Genomic DNA, 19,560 nt, shown 5'->3' with positions numbered 1-19,560 from the left:
TAAAATCCAGATAAAATACCGCAATCCGGGGTGCCGTGAGAATACCATTTGACACCGATTTACGGTAACGATAACGTAAATCAACGAGGAGAAGGACTAGAGGATAACGACAGACGTCTGCGGGTTCACATTGGGAGGAAATGATGAAGCTCGTCAAAGATCTGCAACGGCAAGCCGCTCGTGCTGCCGTTCTCGCACTTGTTGTTGGCGCCGGCTGGGCCGGGGCTGCAGTCGCATTTCAGGAGTCTCCGCAGCTCAAGGCGCTCGTCGATGCGGGAAAATTGCCCCCTGTTGACAAGCGCCTCCCGGCAAAGCCCCTCGTACTCACGCCGCTCCAGTTGGTTGGCAGCTACGGCGGCACCTGGCGCACCGCCACTTTCGGCGGCGGCGACAGCGAGATCGAGCGCTCGATCGGCTATACCCGGCTTGTTCGCTGGAACCCCGAATGGACTGAGGTCATTCCCGATATCGCCGAGAGCTTCGAGGTGAATGCCGACGCCACGGAATACACGTTCACTCTGCGCGAAGGCACTCGCTGGTCGGACGGCGAACCTTTCAGCGCCGACGACCTGATCTTCTGGGACGAGCATGTCCTGCGCAACAAGGAAATCACGCCCTCGCCCCCGGCATGGCTGACGGCAGGCGGCGAGCCCGTCAAAGTCGAAAAGCTTGGTGACTACAAGGTCGTGTTCAAATTCAAGGCGCCCAACGGCCTGTTCCTGATGAACATGGCCACCATCCGCGGCGCCGATATCCTTGCCGCTGCGCCGGCGCACTACCTCAAGAAATTCCACAAGGATTTCAATCCAGAAGGCATCGCTGCGCTGGTCAAGCAGGCCGGCGCTGCAGACTGGGCGCAGCTCTTCAACAACAAGATCTCGTTCCCGGGCCGCTGGCGTGACGTCGGCCGCCCGGTGCTCGACGCCTGGATGCTGACCGCCCCCTATGTCGGCACATCGCAGGTCGTGTCAGAGCGCAACCCTTACTATGCCAAGGTCGACACCGCCGGCAACCAGCTTCCCTATCTCGACAAGGTCACCATCGACGTGATGGAAGACACCCAGGCGATCATTCTGAAGGCGATCAATGGCGAGATCGATATGCAGAACCGTTTCATCGAGACCACGGATGCCCGCCCGGTCATCGTTCAGAACCAGGAAAAGGGCGGATACAGGCTTTTCATCGCGCGGCCGGCCTGGTCCAACGCCTTGCTTATCACACTGAACCAGACCCACAAGAACAAGGTGCTGCGCAAGATCTTCTCCGACAAAAACTTTCGCATCGGTCTCAGCCATGCGATCAACCGCGAGGAGCTCAACCAGCTCATCTACGCCGGCCAGTCGAAGCCATACCAGGCCGCTCCGCGTGAGGGCAGCGCGCTCTATGACGAGCAGATGGCGACCCAGTACCTCACGTATGACGTCGATCTTGCCAACCGGTATCTCGACAAGGCGGGACTGACCACCCGTGACGGCGAAGGATACAGACTGGGGCCGGACGGCAGGCGCGTCACCTTCGCCATTGACGTACTGACGGGCAGTCCGATCCAAAGCGACGCGCTCGAACTGATCCAGCGCTACTGGAGGAAGGTCGGCATCGATATGCAGCCGCGACCGACCGAGCGCTCGCTCATCTTCGCCCGTCTCCAGACCAATGAGAACGATGGCATCGGCTGGGTTGGCGGCGGAGGCTACGATTTTCTGGGACTGCTCGATCCCAAATGGTACTTCCCGCATGAATATGAATCGAGCTTCGCTACCGCCTGGGGTCTTTACTACCAGAACCCCAACGATCCGAATGCCGAGGAGCCGAGCGAGGAAGCCAAGAAGCAGATGGATCTGTACCGGAAGGTGCAGCAGAGCGCGACACTTGAGCAGCAGCTCGCGGCCATGAAGGAACTGCTCGCCATTACACGCGACCAATTCTACATCATCGGTACCAACCTCGAACCCGACCGCGTGGGCATCGCCAAGAAGAATATGCGCAACGTGCCCGACGTGATCCCGAGCACCTCTTTCTACATGATCCCCGGGCCGGTTAAGCCCGAGACCTTCTACTACGAAAACTGACCTTCCGAACCGGACGGCGACAGGACCTGTCGCCGCCCTTGTGTCTTGTGGCGGGCTTCTGCCCACAAACATCGCAAGGAGCGAAGAAATGGCCGGATTCATGATCAGACGCCTGCTCTACATGATCCCGATGATGTTTGTGATTTCGATCGTCACCTTCATCATCATCCAGCTTCCGCCGGGCGATTTCCTGACCGCTTTGACCGCCCGGCTGGCGTCGCAGAACGAAACCATCGATCCCGGGGTCATCGCTGGCCTGCGCGAGCGCTATGGGCTCGATCAGCCGTTGGTCGTCCAATACTGGAAGTGGATCAGCGGCATTTTGCTGCGCGGCGATTTCGGGCAGTCCTTCGACTGGAACAAACCCGTCAGCGAGCTTATCTGGTCGCGCCTGAACCTGACGATGGTGGTTTCGCTCATCACGCTGATCTTCGTATGGGCGGTGGCATTCCCGATCGGCATCTATTCGGCCGTGCGGCAATATTCGGTGGGCGACTACATCGCCACCTTCTTCGGCTTCCTCGGCCTTGCCATTCCAAGCTTCCTGCTGGCGCTGGTGCTGATGTATTTCAGCGCTCACTATTTCGGGCTGAGCATCGGTGGACTGTTCTCGCCTCAATACATGAACGCCGCCTGGAGCTGGGGCAAGCTTTGGGATCTCATGAAGCATATGTGGATCCCCGTCATCGTGCTCGGCACCGGCGCGACGGCAGCCCTGATCCGCATCATGCGAGCAAACCTGCTGGACGAGCTCAACAAGCCCTATGTCGACATGGCGCGCGCCCGCGGTCTCAGCGAGACCAGGCTCCTCCTGAAATATCCGGTGCGCGTGGCGCTCAATCCGTTCGTCTCAACGCTTGGCTGGGTGCTGCCGCACCTCGTCTCCGGTGCGGTCGTGGTGTCGATCGTGCTCAGCCTGCCGACAACCGGGCCGCTGCTGCTCAGCGCGCTTTTTGCCCAAGACATGTATCTGGCCGGCAGCATCATTCTGCTCATGAGCATCCTTACCCTCATCGGTACGCTGATCTCCGACCTGCTTCTTGCATGGCTCGATCCGCGCATCCGCAACGGTTGAAGAGGAGGCAACTGCAATGGCCGATCAAACCGTGGCAACGGCCATCCCAATGATCAAGCCCGCCAAGCACGCAAACGCATCGGCAGGGCAATGGCGGCTGATCTGGTGGCGGTTTTGCCAGCACCGGGTGGCTTTGGCTTCGGGTGCCGTCATCGTGCTGGTCTATCTGATTGCCGCCTTTGCCGAGTTCCTGGCGCCGATGTCGGAGCAGGCTTATGATCCACGCTTCACCTATGCCCCGCCGCAACGGCTCAGGTTTGCGGGCCATGACGCCAACGGCGCGTTCCACATGCTCTATGTGAACGGCTACCTTGCCAAGGTCGACCCGATTGCGCTCAGCCGTACCTATGAACCTGATCCGAACACGCTCATCCCGGTGGGTTTCTTCGTCAAGGGCGAGCCCTACCGGTTCTGGGGCCTGTTCGAGACCAACCGCCACCTGATCGGTCCGTTCGAACCGGGTCAGCCTTTTTACCTGTTTGGTGCTGATCGGCTTGGCCGCGACGTGCTCAGCAGAACCATCCATGGAACCCGCATCTCGATGTCGGTGGGCCTGATCGGCGTGACCATCAGTCTGATCCTCGGTATTCTTTTAGGCGGCATATCGGGTCTTTACGGCGGTTGGGTGGATGGTGTCATCCAGCGCGGCATCGAGCTTTTGAAGTCGATACCAACCATTCCGCTGTGGATGGGACTGGCGGCGGCCGTTCCGATCAGCACCGACCCGATCGTTGTCTACCTCTGGATCACCGTCATCCTGTCGCTGATCGGCTGGACTGACATGGCGCGCGTGGTGCGTGGGCGCTTCCTGTCGCTCAAGTCTGAGGATTTCGTGATTGCCGCAGAGCTCGACGGCTGTTCGAAGATGCGCATCATCTGGCGACACATGGTGCCGTCATTCATGAGCCATATCATCGCCTCGGTGACGCTGGCGATCCCTACCATGATCCTGGCCGAGACGGCACTGTCTTTCCTCGGCATCGGGCTCAGACCTCCGGTGGTGAGCTGGGGTGTCCTGCTGCAGGAGGCGCAGAACATCCTGGCTGTCTCTAACGCGCCCTGGCTGTTCCTGCCCGGACTGGCGGTGATCATCACGGTCCTTGCGCTCAACTTCCTTGGTGATGGAATTCGCGATGCTGCAGATCCCTATGAGTACTAAACCCATGCCTGCCAAAGAGACAGACCGGAGCGCTGCGCCGGACCCGCTGATCGAGGTCGACAACCTTCACACCCATTTCTTCGGCAATGCGGGATTGGTGCGGGCGGTCGACGGCGTGTCTTTCTCGATCCCGCGCGGCAGGACGGTGTGCGTCGTGGGCGAATCCGGCTCCGGCAAGAGCATTACCGGGCGCTCGATCCTGAACCAGGTTCCGCGCGGCGGGCGCATTGTATCGGGCGCAATCCGCTACAGGCCAGACGCCGGCAAGCCGCCGGTGGACATTGTCGCGCTCGATCCACGCGGCAAGGATATGCGGGCGATTCGCGGCGCTCAGATCGCCCTGATCAGCCAGGAGCCGATGGCCGCGCTTTCGCCGGTCCACACGATTGGCAATCAGATGATCGAAGTCATTCGCCTGCATCTGAACATGGGCCGACGCGAAGCGAAAGAGCATGCGATCGAGACGCTGTCGCTTGTCGGCATTCCCCGCCCGAGGGAGCGGATGGAGAGCTACGCTTTCCAATTTTCCGGCGGCATGCGCCAGCGCGTCTGTATTGCACTTGCGCTTTCCTGTCGCCCAAAGCTCTTGATCGCCGACGAGCCGACCACGGCACTTGACGTGACGACGCAGGCCAACATCCTCGACCTGCTTTCGACGCTGCAGGCCGACTTCAATCTTTCGGTGCTGTTTGTCACCCACGATCTCGGCGTGGTGTCCGAGATCGCCGACGAGGTGGTCGTCATGTATCTGGGCAAGGTCGTCGAGGCCGGCGACGTCGACACCATCTTCCACGCGCCGGCACATCCCTACACCAGGGCGCTCCTGCAATCGGTTCCGCGTATGCATGGCGGTGGAACAAAACGGCTCCCGACCATCGAGGGTATGGTGCCTTCGCCTTTGGACCGCCCTCAGGGATGCGGTTTTCACCCGCGCTGCGCAATGGCGGTGGCAGGGCTTTGCGACCGCAAGGCTCCCGAGCCGGTCACGATATCAAAAGGCCACGTTGCAAGCTGCCTTCTGCATGGAGAAAACCGATGACGGCCGACACACCCCGGCGACAGAACGCGCTGCTCGAGTTGCACGATCTCAAAATGCATTTCCCCATCCATCGAGGTGCATTCCGACGGGTCGTCGGTCATATCAAGGCCGTTGACGGCGTGTCTCTCAGCGTCGACAGTGGCGAGACGCTGGGCATCGTCGGCGAATCCGGTTGCGGAAAGTCGACGCTCGCGCGCACCATCCTGCGCGTCTACCGCCCGACGGCAGGCGAGATCGCCTATACCGGGCGCAGCGGTGCGCCCATCGATCTTGCGAGATTGTCCGGACCGGGGCTGAAAGAGATTCACCGCGATATCCGCGTCGTCTTTCAGGATCCGCAATCTTCGCTTAACCCGCGCATGCGCGTCATCGACATCATCGGCGAGGTGCTGAAGGTGAATGGCATCGCAACGGGCTCGGAACTGGTGGATCGGGTCGCCGAGCTGCTGCGCAGCGTCGGACTTCGCCCCGAATTCATGCGCCGCTATCCGCACGCCTTTTCCGGCGGAGAAAGGCAGCGCATCAGCATCGCCCGCGCGCTTGCGCCCGAACCGCGCCTGGTGATCGCCGACGAGGCTGTCTCGGCTCTGGATGTGAGCGTGCAGGCGCAGACCATCAACCTGTTGCAAGACCTGCAGGAGCGCTTCGGGCTGACTTACCTCTTCGTGGCGCATGACCTTTCGGTCGTGCGTCACATCTCCGACAACGTTGCGGTCATGTATATGGGGAAAGTCGTGGAAAAGGCGCCGACCAACGCCATTTTCGCCAGCCCTCGCCACCCTTATACCGAAGCCCTTCTTTCGGCCGTCCCCATCCCGGATCCAAGGCTGCGCCGCCGTGGCCGCCGCATCCGGCTTGCCGGCGAGGTGGCCGATCCGGCGAACCCTCCTTCAGGCTGTCCGTTCCACCCCCGCTGCCGCTACGTCACAGACCTCTGCAAGAGCCATGTACCGCCACTGCGGCCAGTCAAGACGGATGACCATTCCGTCGCTTGCCACCACGCCGAAACCTTGAAGCTCACGCCCTTCGACGAGCACCCACTTGCGGAGTTGCATTGAATGCCAGAACTCATTTCCCGTAGCGAGATCCGCGCCCGCCCGCTCGTCGACCAGTCGTCGGCTACCCTGGAGCTCATTTATTTCGACCTTCTCAAGCTTTCTGCCGGCCGTCAGGAGCGAAGACGGCTACCGGCGCATGAAAGCCTTTATGTCGTGCTCTCGGGTAGGGTCGACATCGAGGTCGACGGCATTCGCTTCGAAGCGGTCGGCCAACGCGCCGACATCTGGTCAGGTGACGCCGATTGCGTTTATGCGCCCGTCGACGCAGACGTCGTTGTCACGGCAACAAGCGGGAATGCCGAGATCGCCGTGGCCGGTGGGATCTGCGAGAGGCGCTATGCAGCTTTTCGCGTCACGCCTCAGGAGGTCGACGCGGTCAATGTCGGCTCCTTCGAGACTCATAGTCAGCGCCGCATAGCCCATCTGCTCGGTCAACGCCAGAACGGGCGCTGTGGTCATCTCCTGGTGAGCGAACTCTACGCCGGCGACGGTTGCTGGTCAGGCTACCCGCCCCACAAGCACGACACCGAGTGCGGCGATGTCGAAAGTCGTCACGAAGAGCTCTACCATTACCGTTTCCTCCCTGAGACCGGTTTCGGTGGACAGATCGTCTATGAAGAGAACGGGCCGGTCGAGACATTCATGACCCGCAGCGGCGATACGTTCCTGCTCGACCGCGGCTATCATCCGACAGTCACGTCGCCCGGACACCGCAGCTACATCTTCACCATCCTCGTCGGCAAGCATCGCCGTGGTCTTATCCAGCGCTTCGACCCGAAGCATGAGCACCTGACCGGGGTCATTCCAGGCATCGACGCCATGCGCGCCAAATTCAAATAGCCTCTTTAACCAACCAGGGAGATTGCGCGAATGCGCCAGCGCACAAAGATAGATGTCGACGTGAGCAAGCCGGTGCGTCCTTTCAAACGCTTCTGGCGCGGCACGGGCTTTTCTCCGGCAGAACTGCTGCTGGAGCCGGAAATGCGCCAGATGGTCGCCTATCTCGGCGGCGTACCGCATGAAGGCGTCCGCTATCTGCGCGTTCACTATCTGCTCAACCTGCTGACTGCGACCGGAGGCATTGAAAACCCCAGATACGACTGGTCGCTGCTCGACCGCGCAGTCGACGTGATGGTCGAGCATCGGCTCAAACCGTTCTTCGAACTGATGGGCAATCCATCCGGCATCTTCACCGATTATGAGAACATCGACCAGGTCAAGGCGTGGCGCGACCTGGTCACGGCAGTGGCGGAACGTTATGCCGGGCGCTATGGCATAGAGGAGCTACGCAGCTGGTTTTTCGAGACGACCAATGAGGCGGACTCCGGCTGGTGGACCTACGGTGAGCGGGGCTACACAAACTATTATGATGCCTGCGTTGCCGGGCTCGACGCCGTCGACCGCTCCTTACCGATGGGCGGTCCCGGGACGGCGCGCACGCTCTCGCCGATCTTTCGCGCCATCGTTGCGCACTGCGATAAAGGCGTGAGCTGCCTGACCAACGACGGCCCGCCGCGGATCGACTTCATTTCCATCCATGAAAAGGGCGTCAATGGCAGCATCGAGGATCTGACGCCCAACAGCAAGGGCATCATCGATCGCACGCTGCTTACCGTCGACTATTTGCGGCAGCATCATCCGCGGCTGGCTGAATTGCCGATCGTCAATGATGAATGCGATCCGCAGCTTGGTTGGTCCGACCATCACTCGTGGCATGGAAAGGCCTATTATGCCGCAATGATCGGCAAGATCATCGAGCAGCACGAGCGCCGCATCATCGCCCCCGGGGCGGCCGACTTCACCTTTCTGAGCAACGATCACGCCTTCATCGGCGGCTGGGGGCAGCGAACGATCTTTGCTTATTTCGGACCCCGCAATTTCCGGCGGGCGCAATGGGAGCACAAGACCGATCTGAGCACGTTGGAAACCGACGTCGACGCTGCCCCGCCTTTCGAGCAGATCAAGAAGCCCGGCCTGACATCGCTCGAATTGCTGGCAACGCTGGGCGATACACTCTGCGAGGCGACAGCAAATCCGAAACTCGATCCGGACATAGACGGGCTGGCCGTCCTGCCTACAAAACTTGCCGATGGCGGCGCCTCAATCGCGCTGATCCACTCCGTCGACGCAATCACACAGTCCGGACGAACGTCGGTGCGGCTTCAAATCGACGGATTAAAGCCGGGCCGTCACGCCGTTTGCCTGCTGCGCATCGACAATGAGTTTACCAATCCCATGGAAGTGTGGGAGGCGCAGCGGGACGAAGGCAACCCACGCGGTCCCTGGGAGCCGGTCGGCGCACCGCGCGAGCCAACCGCCGATCAGTTTGCCCAATTGCGGCGCGCCCAGGAGCCTGCGCTTTTGCACCCGATCAGCATCGTCGACGCGCAGGAAGGCCGGATCAGCCTCGACCTTGACGTGCCACTGCCCTCCCTCACGCAAATACTGGTAGTCCCCGACACGGGAGCGGCGCCGTCCGCGCCGACCGGGCTGACGGCGACGCGCTACCGGGGTCTTGGAGAGCGGGCGCAACGGATGCTGTTCTGGGCCGCAGGCGATGCCAGTCCGGGCATTTTCTACGACGTCTTGACCAGCACCGATGGAAAGACCTTCGAGAAGGTCAATCCCGCTCCTCTGATCTCGACGGCCTACTTGCATGTATCGCCGCAATCGGGCGCGCGCCATGCCGTGCGGGCGCGCGACGCCTTCGGACGGGAGAGCCCACTCTGCATCATCGCCGACTGATACTGGCGCCGCGGGTGTTAGATGCACACACAGTGGGTGCCAACGCATCTCTTGCCCGCGTCGGGCTTCTCGCTCGCACTTGGATGATCATGTCGTTGACACCGAGTGTGCCAAAGGGATAGGGCAGTCATGGCCGCAGGTTGGCACGATTGATCGGAAGCGGCAGGGGAGGATGCAGCTATCGGACCGACTCTTCGACATAAAGCCGCGCTCAGACCAGCAGCCGCGCTGCGTATCCAAGCTTGTGTTCTGCATTAATATAGTAACCGGCTGCGTGCGTCACCGACTTGTAACGCGACAACTGGATGGCCTCCAGCAGGGAGATGCCGCGATTGGCGGCCTCCGCAGGCCGTGCTCATCATAGAGGTCGTCATGCGCGGACGTCGTGCCGGCCGGCACGGCACGTCGGCCTTCGGCAGCGAGATCCCACACGGTAGCGGACGGGTCTGCCGTTCAACTCATCATTGCCGGGCTGACGCAAAGGCTGGTCGCCTCGCTCCACTATGCCATCTTCGCCCCCGCTATTCTCGATCCACCCAGTCCATCGATGTCATGGCTGTCGTCTAGATGATCACGACGCTTTTCAGGCGATCGCCTTGGGGGGTCGTCAATCCGACGCAGGTCGTTGCACGGCGGCAAACAGAAACCGGCGCATTGGCCGTGGCCAGGTGCCCGCTTTGCCAAGATTTTTCCAACGCCGGCGTGATTTCCAGGTCTTGAGGCAGGCTCGGGACAAATACTCCCGGAAACTGCTTCCCTTTCTTTACACGAAAGCAATTGCCGCTACAGTCTTGGCCGACCACTGATATTGAGAAGCGAGGATCAAGAGGAGTTTCATGCCATTGCGATCAAAAACCGGTTTGGCTTTCAGGGTGATGGCATGCTTGCTTCTGCTATCATCGCTGAACGGTATGGCACGTGCCGATGGCGCCAGCGCAACAAAGTCGGATCCACGATCGCGCGCCAAGGAAATCATTGCTCGGCTTTTAGACGACAAGAGTGAGTTTCGCGACCGAAGGCTGCGCTTCGAGGAGGCGATGAGGGCCACGCCTGAGCCAACGCGGGTACAGATACGAGACGTCGATGCCGATGGCGTTGACGGCGAGTTGATCTGGCCCGCTCGCCTCCACCACCCGCTTGGCAAACGGGCGATCCTCTATCTCCACGGTGGAGGCCTTTATGGCGGCTCCTTGCGTAGTCATCGAAACATCGCCGCGTCGTTCGCGAAGGCCTCGTCTGCCGATGTGCTGTTGATCGAATATCGGCTTTTGCCTCAGTACCGCTTTCCGAGGCAGGTCGAGGATGCAGTCACTGCGTTTCGATGGCTGCTTGAATCGGGCTACGAGGCGGCAAACATTGTGGTGATCGGAGATTCCGTCGGCGCAACCTTGGCACTTCAAATGTCCCTTCGCCAGATCGCCACAAATGGCGAGAAGCCCGCTGCCGTGATCGCTATCAGCCCGGTTGCCGATTTTGAGGGTGCGGGGGTTCCAGCGCATGGAAAGGACGAGGTTTCGCTGAGCCGCGAATGGCTGCAGCAGGTGGGGAAAGAATATGCGGGCAAGGGGACTGCCTCGCTTCAAACCGTGTCGCCGATAAACAGCGATTATTCAGGCTTTCCTCCGACCCTGCTGCAAGTCGGGGACAAGGAGGCTTTGCGGGGGGATGTTCAGCGGCTTTTCGAAAAGCTGAAGGCTTCCAATGTCGATGTGCGGCTCGATGTCGTGCCGGGCCTGTTCCATGGGGCCTCGTTGTTTCCGTTCTGGCTCGACGAAGCAAGGAGATCCAACCAGAATGCGGCCGAGTTTGCGATGGCTCATTTCGCCGATAGACCACTGCAATGAAACCGGGTTGGCAATGCTCTGACAGCCGGAATTAGCCTTCGTGTGCCAAGCTGGCCAATTCTAGACGGAAAAGGCCTCTTTCAGTCCGAAGCTTTTGCGTTCGCGCAGATCCAGATCGGCTTCTATATGGGAAATATGGTGCACCATCAGTCGGCAGGCGGTATCGAGATCGTCGTTTTCGATGGCTGCAACGATATCGCCATGCTCTGTATGGCCGCAGCTTGATACGGTCGATTGACCGTAGAGAGCAATGACGAGCGAGGAGCGGGCGACGAGTTCTTCCATGAAGCGCTGCATGATGGCATTGCCGGAAATCTGTGCGAGCATCAAGTGAAAATCGCCGGAGGCCTTGATTTCCGCGCGTCGCGCTGTTTGGCCGCGCTCGCTCATCAGACGGCCCTCTTCCAATAGAAGCTGCTTCAGGTGCTCAATCTGCGAAGGTGTAATTCGCGCGGCCGCTTCGCGCAGGATTCCGGGCTCCACGAGACGCCGGGCAGCGAAAATCTGACGGGCCTCGTCAGGGGAGGGATAGGCGACGAAGGCGCCGCGGTTCTTCTCGACGCTGACGAGTCCCTCGTAAGACAGCGCCTGGAGTGCGGCACGGGCAAGCGTGCGGCTGACGTTGAAGAGATTTCCGACATCGCCTTCAGAAAGTTTCGTGCCCGGAGAAAGGCGGCGCTCGACAATCGCATCGCGGATCGCATCACGAATTTGCTGCGCGCCTGTCTCGGCTGAATCATCTGTCGAAAGAACTGCGTCAGAGGTGGACTTCATGAAATCGGATACCTGATTATCACCCCAATGATAGACAGCTTCGCAAGAAATGTTAAACGGAATTTGCAAGCAAAATGCAGGTCAAATTGTATACGATCATCTGCATAAATCGCGGACAAAAGCCTATTTCCTGTGCACGTCGATGGAGGACTGAATTGGGCGGGAGCTTTGGACCTTCCGAAAAAGCCAAGTGATTCATGGGGTTTGAGGCCGGCGACAAAACTGGCACGGCGGATGCATCGATCTTTCTCGAACAGGGGAAGACACGATGTCGAAAGCGGCGGAAATCGATATAGCATCCGTTTCGAAGGTTTATGGCGCGACGACTGCGGTCCACGCCATCAGCTTGAAGATTCCGGCTGGGTCATATTGCTGCTTCCTCGGCCCATCGGGCTGCGGCAAGACCTCGACGCTCCGCATGATCGCCGGCCATGAAAGCATCTCGTCGGGCGATATCCGCCTCGGCAATACCGTCGTGACCGACTTTCCTCCCGCCAAACGCGGCACAGCGATGATGTTTCAGTCTTATGCACTCTTTCCACATCTGGACCTTATCGACAATGTCGCCTTCAGCCTGAAGATGAAGGGACTGGGCAAGGACGAGCGCCGGGCCAAGGCGCTGGAGATGCTGAAGCTGATGCAGATGGAAGCTTACGCGACCAGGCGTCCGGCGCAGCTTTCGGGCGGCCAGCAGCAGCGCGTGGCGCTGGCGCGGGCGCTGATCACCGATCCGGAAGCGCTGCTGCTTGACGAGCCCTTGTCGGCCCTCGACCCGTTCTTGAAGATCCGTATGCGCGCCGAGCTCAAGAAGCTTCAAAAGACGCTTGGCATCACCTTCGTCCATGTGACGCACAGCCAGGAAGAGGCGATGGCGCTTGCCGACATGATTGTCGTCATGAATGACGGCAAGATCGAACAGGCGGCAGCACCGCGCCAGGTCTTCGAGCGCCCGGCCACGGCTTTCGTCGCCCGTTTCATGGGCGACCACAACGTTCTATCCGGACGCGTGGTCGCTGCCGAAGGCGGCGTGATCACCCTCAAGGTGCCGGAAGGCCAGACATTTTCCGTGCGTGGTGAGGGCAGGAAGGTGGGCGAGCCTATCGATATCGGCATCCGCACCGATCGCGTCCGCCTCGAAGCGTCTGCGGAAAAGACGCTCGGCTTCCACGGCGTGGTTTCCAACATCGAATACCGCGGCGCTTCGGTGAAAATCACCGCAATCGGCGCGGGCAGTGACGACTTTACGGTCATCGCGAGCGACGGCGATTACTTCGCCAGACCCGTATCGATCGGCGATGCGGTGGCTTTGAGTTGGACCCTGGAGGATGCCATCCTCCTCGGCCGTCCTTGAACTTTGCAATCAAAAAAGGGGAACTGACATGACGACTGAAACGAAGACAACCAAGACCGCGAAGGGCATTTCCCGCCGTTCGCTTTTGAAGACGGGCGCTGCCGCGATCGGTGCGGCCGCCGGCTCGGGCCTGATCACCGGCTTTCCGACGATCTGGGCGCAGTCCAGCATCACGCTTCGCCAGTTCGGCACGGGCGTTTCCAACATCAACGCGATCGCCGAACAGTGCAAGAAGGACCTCGGCATCACGCTTGAGATGACGGCAACGGACTCCGACGCTGCTGCCCAGCGTGCCGTCACCCAGCCGGACAGCTATGACATCGCCGACATCGAATACTGGATTGCCAAGAAAGTCTTTCCGACCGGCGTCCTCCAGCCGATGGACACGTCGAAGCTGAAATATTTCGACAAGATCGTGCCGCTCTTCATCAACGGCAAGATGAAGCCGGACAGCGTCATTGCGCAGGGTACTGCACCGCATACGGTCGGCTTCGTCGAAGGCGCCGATTCCAAGACCTTCGCCAAGGAGCCGACGAAGTGGATGACGATGGTTCCGACCATTTACAACGCCGACACCCTGGGCATCCGTCCGGATCTCGTCGGCCGCGAGATCACCACCTGGGCCGACATCATGGATCCGAAGTTCAAGGGCAAGACCTCGATTCTGAACATTCCCTCGATCGGCATCATGGATGCCGCGATGATCATGGAAGCCATGGGCAACATCAAATATGCCGACAAGGGCAACATGACCAAGGAAGAGATCGACAAGACGATAGAATTCCTGATCAAGGCAAAGAGCGAAGGCCAGTTCCGCGCCTTCTGGAAGAGCTTCGATGAGTCGGTCAACCTGATGGCGTCGGGCGAGGTCGTCATCCAGTCGATGTGGTCGCCGGCCGTTGCCGCTGTCCGTTCCAAGGGTATTGCCTGCAAATACCAGCCGCTCAAGGAAGGCTACCGCGCGTGGGGCGGCGGTCTCGGCCTTGCCTCGCACCTCAAGGGTGCTCAGCTCGACGCCGCCTACGAGTACATCAACTGGTACACATCCGGCTGGGTCGGCGGCTACCTCAACCGCCAGGGCTACTACTCTGCCTGCATGGAAACCGCCAAGGGCTTCATGTCGGCCGATGAATGGGGCTACTGGATCGAGGGCAAGCCGGCGCAGGGCGACATTCTCTCGCCGGAAGGCAAGGTCATGGAGAAGGCCGGCGCCGTGCGCGATGGCGGCTCCTTCGAGGCCCGCATGGGCGCTGTTGCCTGCTGGAACTCGGTCATGGATGAAGATCGCTACATGGTCCGCCGCTGGAACGAGTTCATCGCCGCATAAGGTGCTCGCCGCGTTCGTCTCCTCAATCCCCCGACAGGAGGAGGGACCGGAGAGGCCGCGGCAGACACTCCCTCCTTCTGCGGGAGGGCTGGGGAGGGGTCTTTCGGATCCCTTCCAGTTTGGTTTCCGCGAATGTCTAAGAGGATGGCAGATGGCAACGATCGCTTCCGCACAACCCGGTGAGAAGGCTGAGCGCGTTAAAAGTGGCGGTTTTCGCCTTCCGCTGGCTGCGATTTCCTATTTCCAGGCTCTGCCGCTCTTTCTGATCCTCGGTTTCTTCTTCCTGCTGCCGATCGCGATGATCGCTGTCGTGAGCTTCTGGGATTATGACTTTGCGGGGCTCTATCCCGCCTTCCTCACCATGAATTATACCGAGACGCTCGGTTCGTGGGTCACCTGGAAGATCTACCTCAACACGCTCAAGTTCACCGTCATCGTCTGGGCACTCACGCTCCTCATCGGTTTTTGGGTCGCCTATTTTCTGGCTTTCCATATCCGCAAGACCTCGACGCAGATGATCCTCTTCCTTGTCTGCACCGTGCCCTTCATGACGTCGAACATCATCCGCATGATCTCGTGGATCCCCGTGCTCGGCCGCAATGGGCTCGTCAATACGACGCTGATCGAGATGGGCCTCATCCCACAGCCGATCGAGTGGTTGCTCTACTCCGATTTCGCCGTCGTACTCGCCATGGTGCACCTTTATACGCTCTTCATGGTGACGCCGATCTTCAACACGCTGATGCGCATCGACCGCTCGCTCTTCGAGGCGGCGCGCGATGCCGGTGCCAGCGGCTGGCAGATCCTCTGGAACGTCGTCATCCCGCTTGCAAAACCGGGCATGGCGATCGGTACGATCTTCGTCGTGACCCTGGTGATGGCGGATTTTTCCACCGTGCAGGTCATGTCCGGCGGCCAGAGCGCTTCGGTGGCGCTGATGATGAAAAACCAGATGTCGCTGCTGCAGTATCCGGCCGCTGCCGCCAATGCTGTCGTGCTTCTGGTCGTCGTGCTCTTGATGGTCGCCGCCATTCTGCGCGTCGTCGACATCCGCAAGGAGCTTTGAGATGAACCATGAAAAGCGAACCGTCGAATTCTACGTGCTCGCGGTCTTTTTCGCCGTCTTCGTGGTCTTTCTCTACGGCCCGCTCTCGGCGATTGTGATCCTGTCGTTCCAGGGGCCGGACGGTGGCCTGACCTTCCCGCTGAACGGGGTTTCGGTTCACTGGTTCTTCAACCTTTTCGAAAAACAGGCCGTCGGCGATTTCGGCGCCTCCTTCAAACGATCCTTTTTGCTCGGCCTGATGGTGATGATCGTCACCGTCGCCGTCTCGCTGCTCGCAGGTCTGGCCTTCCGCCGGAAGTTCCGGGGCTCGACGGCACTGTTTTATGCGACCGTTGCGAGCCTCGTTGTTCCCTCGATCATCATTTCGCTCGGCATCGGCGTCGTCTTCCAGCAAGGCGGTCTGAAGCCTGCCTGGTATTCCTCGGCTTTCGGCGCCCACCTCACCTGGACGCTGCCGTTCGGCGTTCTGATCATGTTTGCCGTCTTCAACCGGTTCTCTCCGGCCTATGAGGAAGCGGCGCGCGATCTCGGCGCAAACTCATGGCAGACCTTCCGGCACGTCGTTTTGCCGATGATCCTGCCGAGCCTGATCGGCGTCGGCCTTTTCGGCTTCACGCTCTCCTATGACGAATTCGCCCGCACGCTGATGACGTCGGGTACCTACAACACGCTGCCGCTCGAAATCTACGGCATGACGACGAACGTCACGACGCCCGTGCTCTATGCGCTCGGAACCGTGACGACGCTCTTCTCCTTCACCATTATCCTCGTCGCGCTCGCCATCATGATGATGCTCAGCCGGCGGCAGGCAAAGTTCAAATGACATGCGCATATTGCTGGTAAACCCCAACACGACGGCCTCGATGACGGAAAAGGCTGCTATCGCCGCACGCGCCGTCGCCGCAACAGGAACGGACATCATCGCGGCCACGTCCCGTATGGGACCGGTTTCGATCGAGGGCCACTATGACGGGGCGCTGGCAATCCCGGGACTGCTGATGGAGCTGAAGGAGCGCCAGGGGGCCGGCTATGACGCGGCGGTCGTCGCCTGTTTCGACGACACCGGCCTTGATGCCGCGCGCGCCTTTGCCGATGTGCCGGTTCTCGGCCTTTGCGAATCTGCGGTGGCGACGGCCGGCTTTTTGGCGCAACGTTTCACGGTCGTTACCACGCTGGAACGCTCCCGCGTGCTCATCGACAATCTTGTCCGCCGCTACGGCATGGGCGGCCGGGCGAAGGTAAGGGCATCCGACATCCCAGTGCTCGAACTCGAAAACGGGGCCTCCGGTGCTATCGGGAAGCTTCGGGCTGAAATCGAAAGGGCACTTTCAGAAGATGGTGCAGAAGCAATCGTGCTCGGCTGTGCGGGCATGACAGATCTCGCGCGCGATTTGCAGGAGATCTATGGTGTTCCGGTCGTCGATGGCGTTGCCGCGGCGGTGAAGCAGGCCGAGGCGCTGGTGTCGCTCGGACTTTCGACCAGCAAGCGTGGCTCCTATGCCCCGCCGCTTCCCAAGGCCTTCACCGGCGCCATGAGCAGATTTGCCCCGATAGGGACAGCAAGCTGATTTGAGCATCTCCTTCGACTTTACGGCACTGAGCGAGCGCGAGCGCTACAAGCTATCCTCGGTGAAATCGTCTTTGCGCACTATCGTGACGGTGTTGTCGATCCGGAGCGCTTCCACGTTGATCCAGCAGCAGTCGATGCGATCGCCCGCCTTGGCGGCGATCTCTGCTCCACCGTCCGCGACCGGTTTGAGATGCTGACGCCGAAGCTTTAGAGCGACAGTCAATTTGCCGGAAGCAAGCCGTGCTCTTACCTGAAGTCTCCAGCGGCAACTTTCTGGAAGCGACCCGTTGGAAGATCGAAGCCGAGGACCGGCCCGGCCATTGCCGCTGACGGCGGGTTCGACGATGCCTCGAAGCGCGGCTCCTCTTTCGCCTTCGTCACGATCACCAGGCAAGCTCTTCGCTCATGAGCGCAACGCAGGCGCTGCGCCGATGAGGGCGCCAGTCAGATCGTCACCTGGATACCGAGTTCGACGACACGCCCGGTCGGGAGCCGGAAATACTCAGTCGCGTTGCTGGCATTGTGCGCGAGTGCGATGAACACCCGATCCTGCCACAACGGCATGCCGCCTTTATCGGACGGCAAGATCGTCCTGCGCGACAGGAAAAAGGTGGTCGACATGATGTCGAATTTCAGGCCGAGCTTGCGCGCCAGGATAAGGGCGCGGGGAATGTTGGGGGTCTCCATATAGCCAAAGGTGATGACGATGCGGCTGAACAGGGGATGCAGGCGCTCAAGGAGGATTTTCTCGTCATCGGCAACATAAGGTGACGGGGACGTCAGAACGCTGAGGATGATATTGTGCTCGTGCAGCACCTTGTAGTGCTTCATGCTATGCAAGAGAGCAGTAGGCGCACCTTCGACGTCGCTCGTCAGAAACACCGCAGTTCCCGGTACCGTCGACGGCTTTTTCCTTGTCAGATTATCGATGATCATCGTGAGCGGGACCTCGTCTGCCCTCGTTCGAATTGTCAGCAAGCGGCGCCCGGAAATCCAGGTTTGCATCAAGAACGCAAGGGTTAGGGCCACGGCGACGGGAACCCAGCCGCCTTGTGCGAATTTTGCGACGTTGGCGACGAAGAAGCTGGTGTCTATCAAGATCAGCGGTGCGATTACGAGCAGCGCAAGTGTCAGTCGCCATCTCCAGACGCGTCGCACGACGACGAAAAGCAAGATGGCGGTAATAAGCATCTCGCCGGTGACGGCGATCCCGTAGGCGGCCGACAGACCGCTCGAATTGCGAAAGGTGATCACCAATACGATGACGGCGACGAACAACAGGCCATTGATCTGGGGCATGTAGATCTGCCCGGCCTGAGTTTCCGACGTATGACGGATGCTGAAGCGCGGCAGAAGATTGAGATGCATCGCTTGGCGGATAAGGGAATATGCTCCGGATATGACTGCCTGGCTGGCAATGACGGTTGCAGCGGTGGCGAGGGCGACCACAGGAAATTGTGCCCATTCGGGCTGCATTGCAAAAAACGGATGTTCGATGTCCTCAGGATGGCTGAGGACATATGCGCCCTGTCCGAAATAGTTCAAAAGCAGGCTTGGAAACACCAGCGCGAACCAGGCAAAGACGATCGGCTTTCGCCCGAAATGCCCAAGATCGACATAAAGCGCCTCAGCGCCGGTTACCGCCAAAAACACTGCACCCAGAACCGGCACCGAAATTCCAGTATGGGTGCCGAGAAATTCAATGGCGTGGAGCGGATTGATGGCCGAGAGGATCAGGGGCTGTTGGAGGATATGAGCAAGGCCGGAGACGCCAAGTGTCAGGAACCATAATGCGGTGACCGGCCCGAATACCGATGCGACACCGCCTGTCCCGAAACGTTGCACGAGAAACAGGACCGTTATGATGACAACCGTGGTCGGAACGACCCAATGCGAAAGCTGCGGAGCGACGACCTCGAGGCCTTCGACGGCCGATAATACCGATATCGCAGGAGTGATGATGGCATCGCCCAGAAACAGCGAGGCGCCGGCAATGCCAAGAACAAGAACCCAGACCGGTCTGCCTTCAAGGCTCTCGCGGGCGAGCGACATCAGTGAAAGCGTGCCGCCTTCTCCTTTGTTGTCGGCTCTCAGAACGAAGCCTACGTATTTGACGGCGACGATGGAGGTCAATGCCCAGACGATCAGGGAAAGCAAACCCAGAATCTGCTTGCCGTCAACCATCCCTGACACCTGACCGGAGACCTTCAGGGCTTCGCGGAATGCATAAATCGGGCTCGTGCCGATATCGCCGTAGACGACGCCGAGAGCTGCGAGCACGAGGAGTGGAAAATTCGCCGTTCCCCGGTGATCGTCTTCGGCAGGGAGTCCGTTTCCGGGTGGCTTCGTCGAGGTCAAGGTCATTTCCTGTTGACGATCGTTGTTAAACGGAAGCCGGCAACGGCCGCCCCGCCGCCGAAGAAGTGACGAGGAAACGACCAGAACATGCAGGGCGTTCCCTGGCCTTGGATTGTCGTTGGTGA

At 60.0% G+C, this 19,560-nt stretch carries 16 protein-coding genes and 2 pseudogenes; 14 read left to right on the top strand and 4 right to left on the bottom strand.

The window, feature by feature from the left end:
- Positions 1 to 143: 143 nt before the first annotated feature.
- From EV130_RS01190 to EV130_RS01160, 7 genes are all read left to right on the top strand, one after another.
- Positions 144 to 2,069, top strand: a complete 1,926-nt coding sequence (locus EV130_RS01190) for an ABC transporter substrate-binding protein (protein WP_132658974.1) — start codon at positions 144 to 146, stop codon at positions 2,067 to 2,069.
- Between the two features lie 88 nt (positions 2,070 to 2,157).
- A complete protein-coding gene (locus tag EV130_RS01185; protein WP_074065510.1) occupies positions 2,158 to 3,144 on the top strand; it encodes an ABC transporter permease in 987 nt (328 codons plus the stop codon).
- Positions 3,145 to 3,160: 16 nt separating this feature from the next.
- Positions 3,161 to 4,303: an ABC transporter permease gene (locus EV130_RS01180; RefSeq protein WP_132549677.1), complete on the top strand. Its 1,143-nt coding sequence runs from the start codon at positions 3,161 to 3,163 to the stop codon at positions 4,301 to 4,303.
- Positions 4,278 to 5,342, top strand: coding sequence for an ABC transporter ATP-binding protein (locus EV130_RS01175; protein ID WP_132549679.1), 1,065 nt, complete (start codon positions 4,278 to 4,280; stop codon positions 5,340 to 5,342). The genes EV130_RS01180 and EV130_RS01175 overlap by 26 nt, the downstream gene beginning before the upstream one ends.
- Positions 5,339 to 6,400: an ABC transporter ATP-binding protein gene (locus EV130_RS01170; protein WP_074065507.1), complete on the top strand. Its 1,062-nt coding sequence runs from the start codon at positions 5,339 to 5,341 to the stop codon at positions 6,398 to 6,400. The genes EV130_RS01175 and EV130_RS01170 overlap by 4 nt, the downstream gene beginning before the upstream one ends.
- Positions 6,401 to 7,240 carry a 5-deoxy-glucuronate isomerase gene (locus EV130_RS01165; protein WP_132549682.1) on the top strand — a complete coding sequence of 280 codons (840 nt, stop codon included), beginning with the start codon at positions 6,401 to 6,403 and terminating at the stop codon, positions 7,238 to 7,240. It begins immediately after the preceding gene.
- A 30-nt stretch (positions 7,241 to 7,270) separates the two neighbouring features.
- A complete protein-coding gene (locus EV130_RS01160) occupies positions 7,271 to 9,145 on the top strand; it encodes a GH39 family glycosyl hydrolase (protein WP_132549685.1) in 1,875 nt (624 codons plus the stop codon).
- Between the two features lie 339 nt (positions 9,146 to 9,484).
- On the opposite strand, the pseudogene EV130_RS33075 reads toward EV130_RS01160, so the two are convergent.
- Together EV130_RS33075 and EV130_RS33070 are read right to left on the bottom strand one after the other, a co-directional pair.
- Positions 9,485 to 9,571 (bottom strand): annotated as a pseudogene (locus tag EV130_RS33075) (type II toxin-antitoxin system VapB family antitoxin); the annotation flags it as partial.
- A 337-nt stretch (positions 9,572 to 9,908) separates the two neighbouring features.
- On the bottom strand, positions 9,909 to 10,121 hold the full coding sequence (locus EV130_RS33070; RefSeq protein ID WP_237358632.1) for a hypothetical protein: 213 nt from the start codon (positions 10,119 to 10,121) through the stop codon (positions 9,909 to 9,911).
- A 61-nt stretch (positions 10,122 to 10,182) separates the two neighbouring features.
- Between EV130_RS33070 and EV130_RS01150 the strand changes: the two genes are divergently transcribed.
- Positions 10,183 to 10,989, top strand: coding sequence for an alpha/beta hydrolase (locus EV130_RS01150; protein ID WP_245519991.1), 807 nt, complete (start codon positions 10,183 to 10,185; stop codon positions 10,987 to 10,989).
- 60 nt (positions 10,990 to 11,049) lie between these two features.
- Here the strand turns inward: EV130_RS01150 and EV130_RS01145 are convergent, their stop codons facing one another.
- Complete coding sequence (locus tag EV130_RS01145) at positions 11,050 to 11,763, bottom strand: GntR family transcriptional regulator (protein WP_074065503.1); 714 nt, start codon at positions 11,761 to 11,763, stop codon at positions 11,050 to 11,052.
- 268 nt (positions 11,764 to 12,031) lie between these two features.
- Between EV130_RS01145 and EV130_RS01140 the strand changes: the two genes are divergently transcribed.
- The 6 genes and pseudogenes from EV130_RS01140 to EV130_RS01115 form a co-directional block, all read left to right on the top strand.
- A complete protein-coding gene (locus tag EV130_RS01140; protein WP_132549691.1) occupies positions 12,032 to 13,114 on the top strand; it encodes an ABC transporter ATP-binding protein in 1,083 nt (360 codons plus the stop codon).
- A gap of 28 nt (positions 13,115 to 13,142) precedes the next feature.
- Positions 13,143 to 14,441, top strand: a complete 1,299-nt coding sequence (locus EV130_RS01135) for an ABC transporter substrate-binding protein (RefSeq protein WP_074065501.1) — start codon at positions 13,143 to 13,145, stop codon at positions 14,439 to 14,441.
- 151 nt (positions 14,442 to 14,592) lie between these two features.
- The gene (locus tag EV130_RS01130) at positions 14,593 to 15,507 is read left to right on the top strand and encodes an ABC transporter permease (RefSeq protein ID WP_074065500.1); all 915 of its coding nucleotides are present in this window, start codon (positions 14,593 to 14,595) and stop codon (positions 15,505 to 15,507) included.
- A gap of 1 nt (position 15,508) precedes the next feature.
- Complete coding sequence (locus tag EV130_RS01125) at positions 15,509 to 16,330, top strand: ABC transporter permease (protein ID WP_074065499.1); 822 nt, start codon at positions 15,509 to 15,511, stop codon at positions 16,328 to 16,330.
- 1 nt (position 16,331) lies between these two features.
- On the top strand, positions 16,332 to 17,075 hold the full coding sequence (locus EV130_RS01120; protein WP_074065498.1) for an aspartate/glutamate racemase family protein: 744 nt from the start codon (positions 16,332 to 16,334) through the stop codon (positions 17,073 to 17,075).
- 54 nt (positions 17,076 to 17,129) lie between these two features.
- Positions 17,130 to 17,288: pseudogene (locus EV130_RS01115) on the top strand (flavin reductase family protein); the annotation flags it as partial.
- Positions 17,289 to 17,521: 233 nt separating this feature from the next.
- Here the strand turns inward: EV130_RS01115 and EV130_RS01110 are convergent.
- Positions 17,522 to 19,441, bottom strand: a complete 1,920-nt coding sequence (locus EV130_RS01110) for a potassium transporter Kup (protein WP_074065497.1) — start codon at positions 19,439 to 19,441, stop codon at positions 17,522 to 17,524.
- Positions 19,442 to 19,560 lie beyond the last annotated feature (119 nt).

The sequence above is a fragment of the Rhizobium azibense genome (genome assembly GCF_004342325.1).
GTDB classification, from domain to species: domain Bacteria; phylum Pseudomonadota; class Alphaproteobacteria; order Rhizobiales; family Rhizobiaceae; genus Rhizobium; species Rhizobium etli_B.
This window is presented reverse-complemented; position numbering and strand designations above follow the sequence as displayed.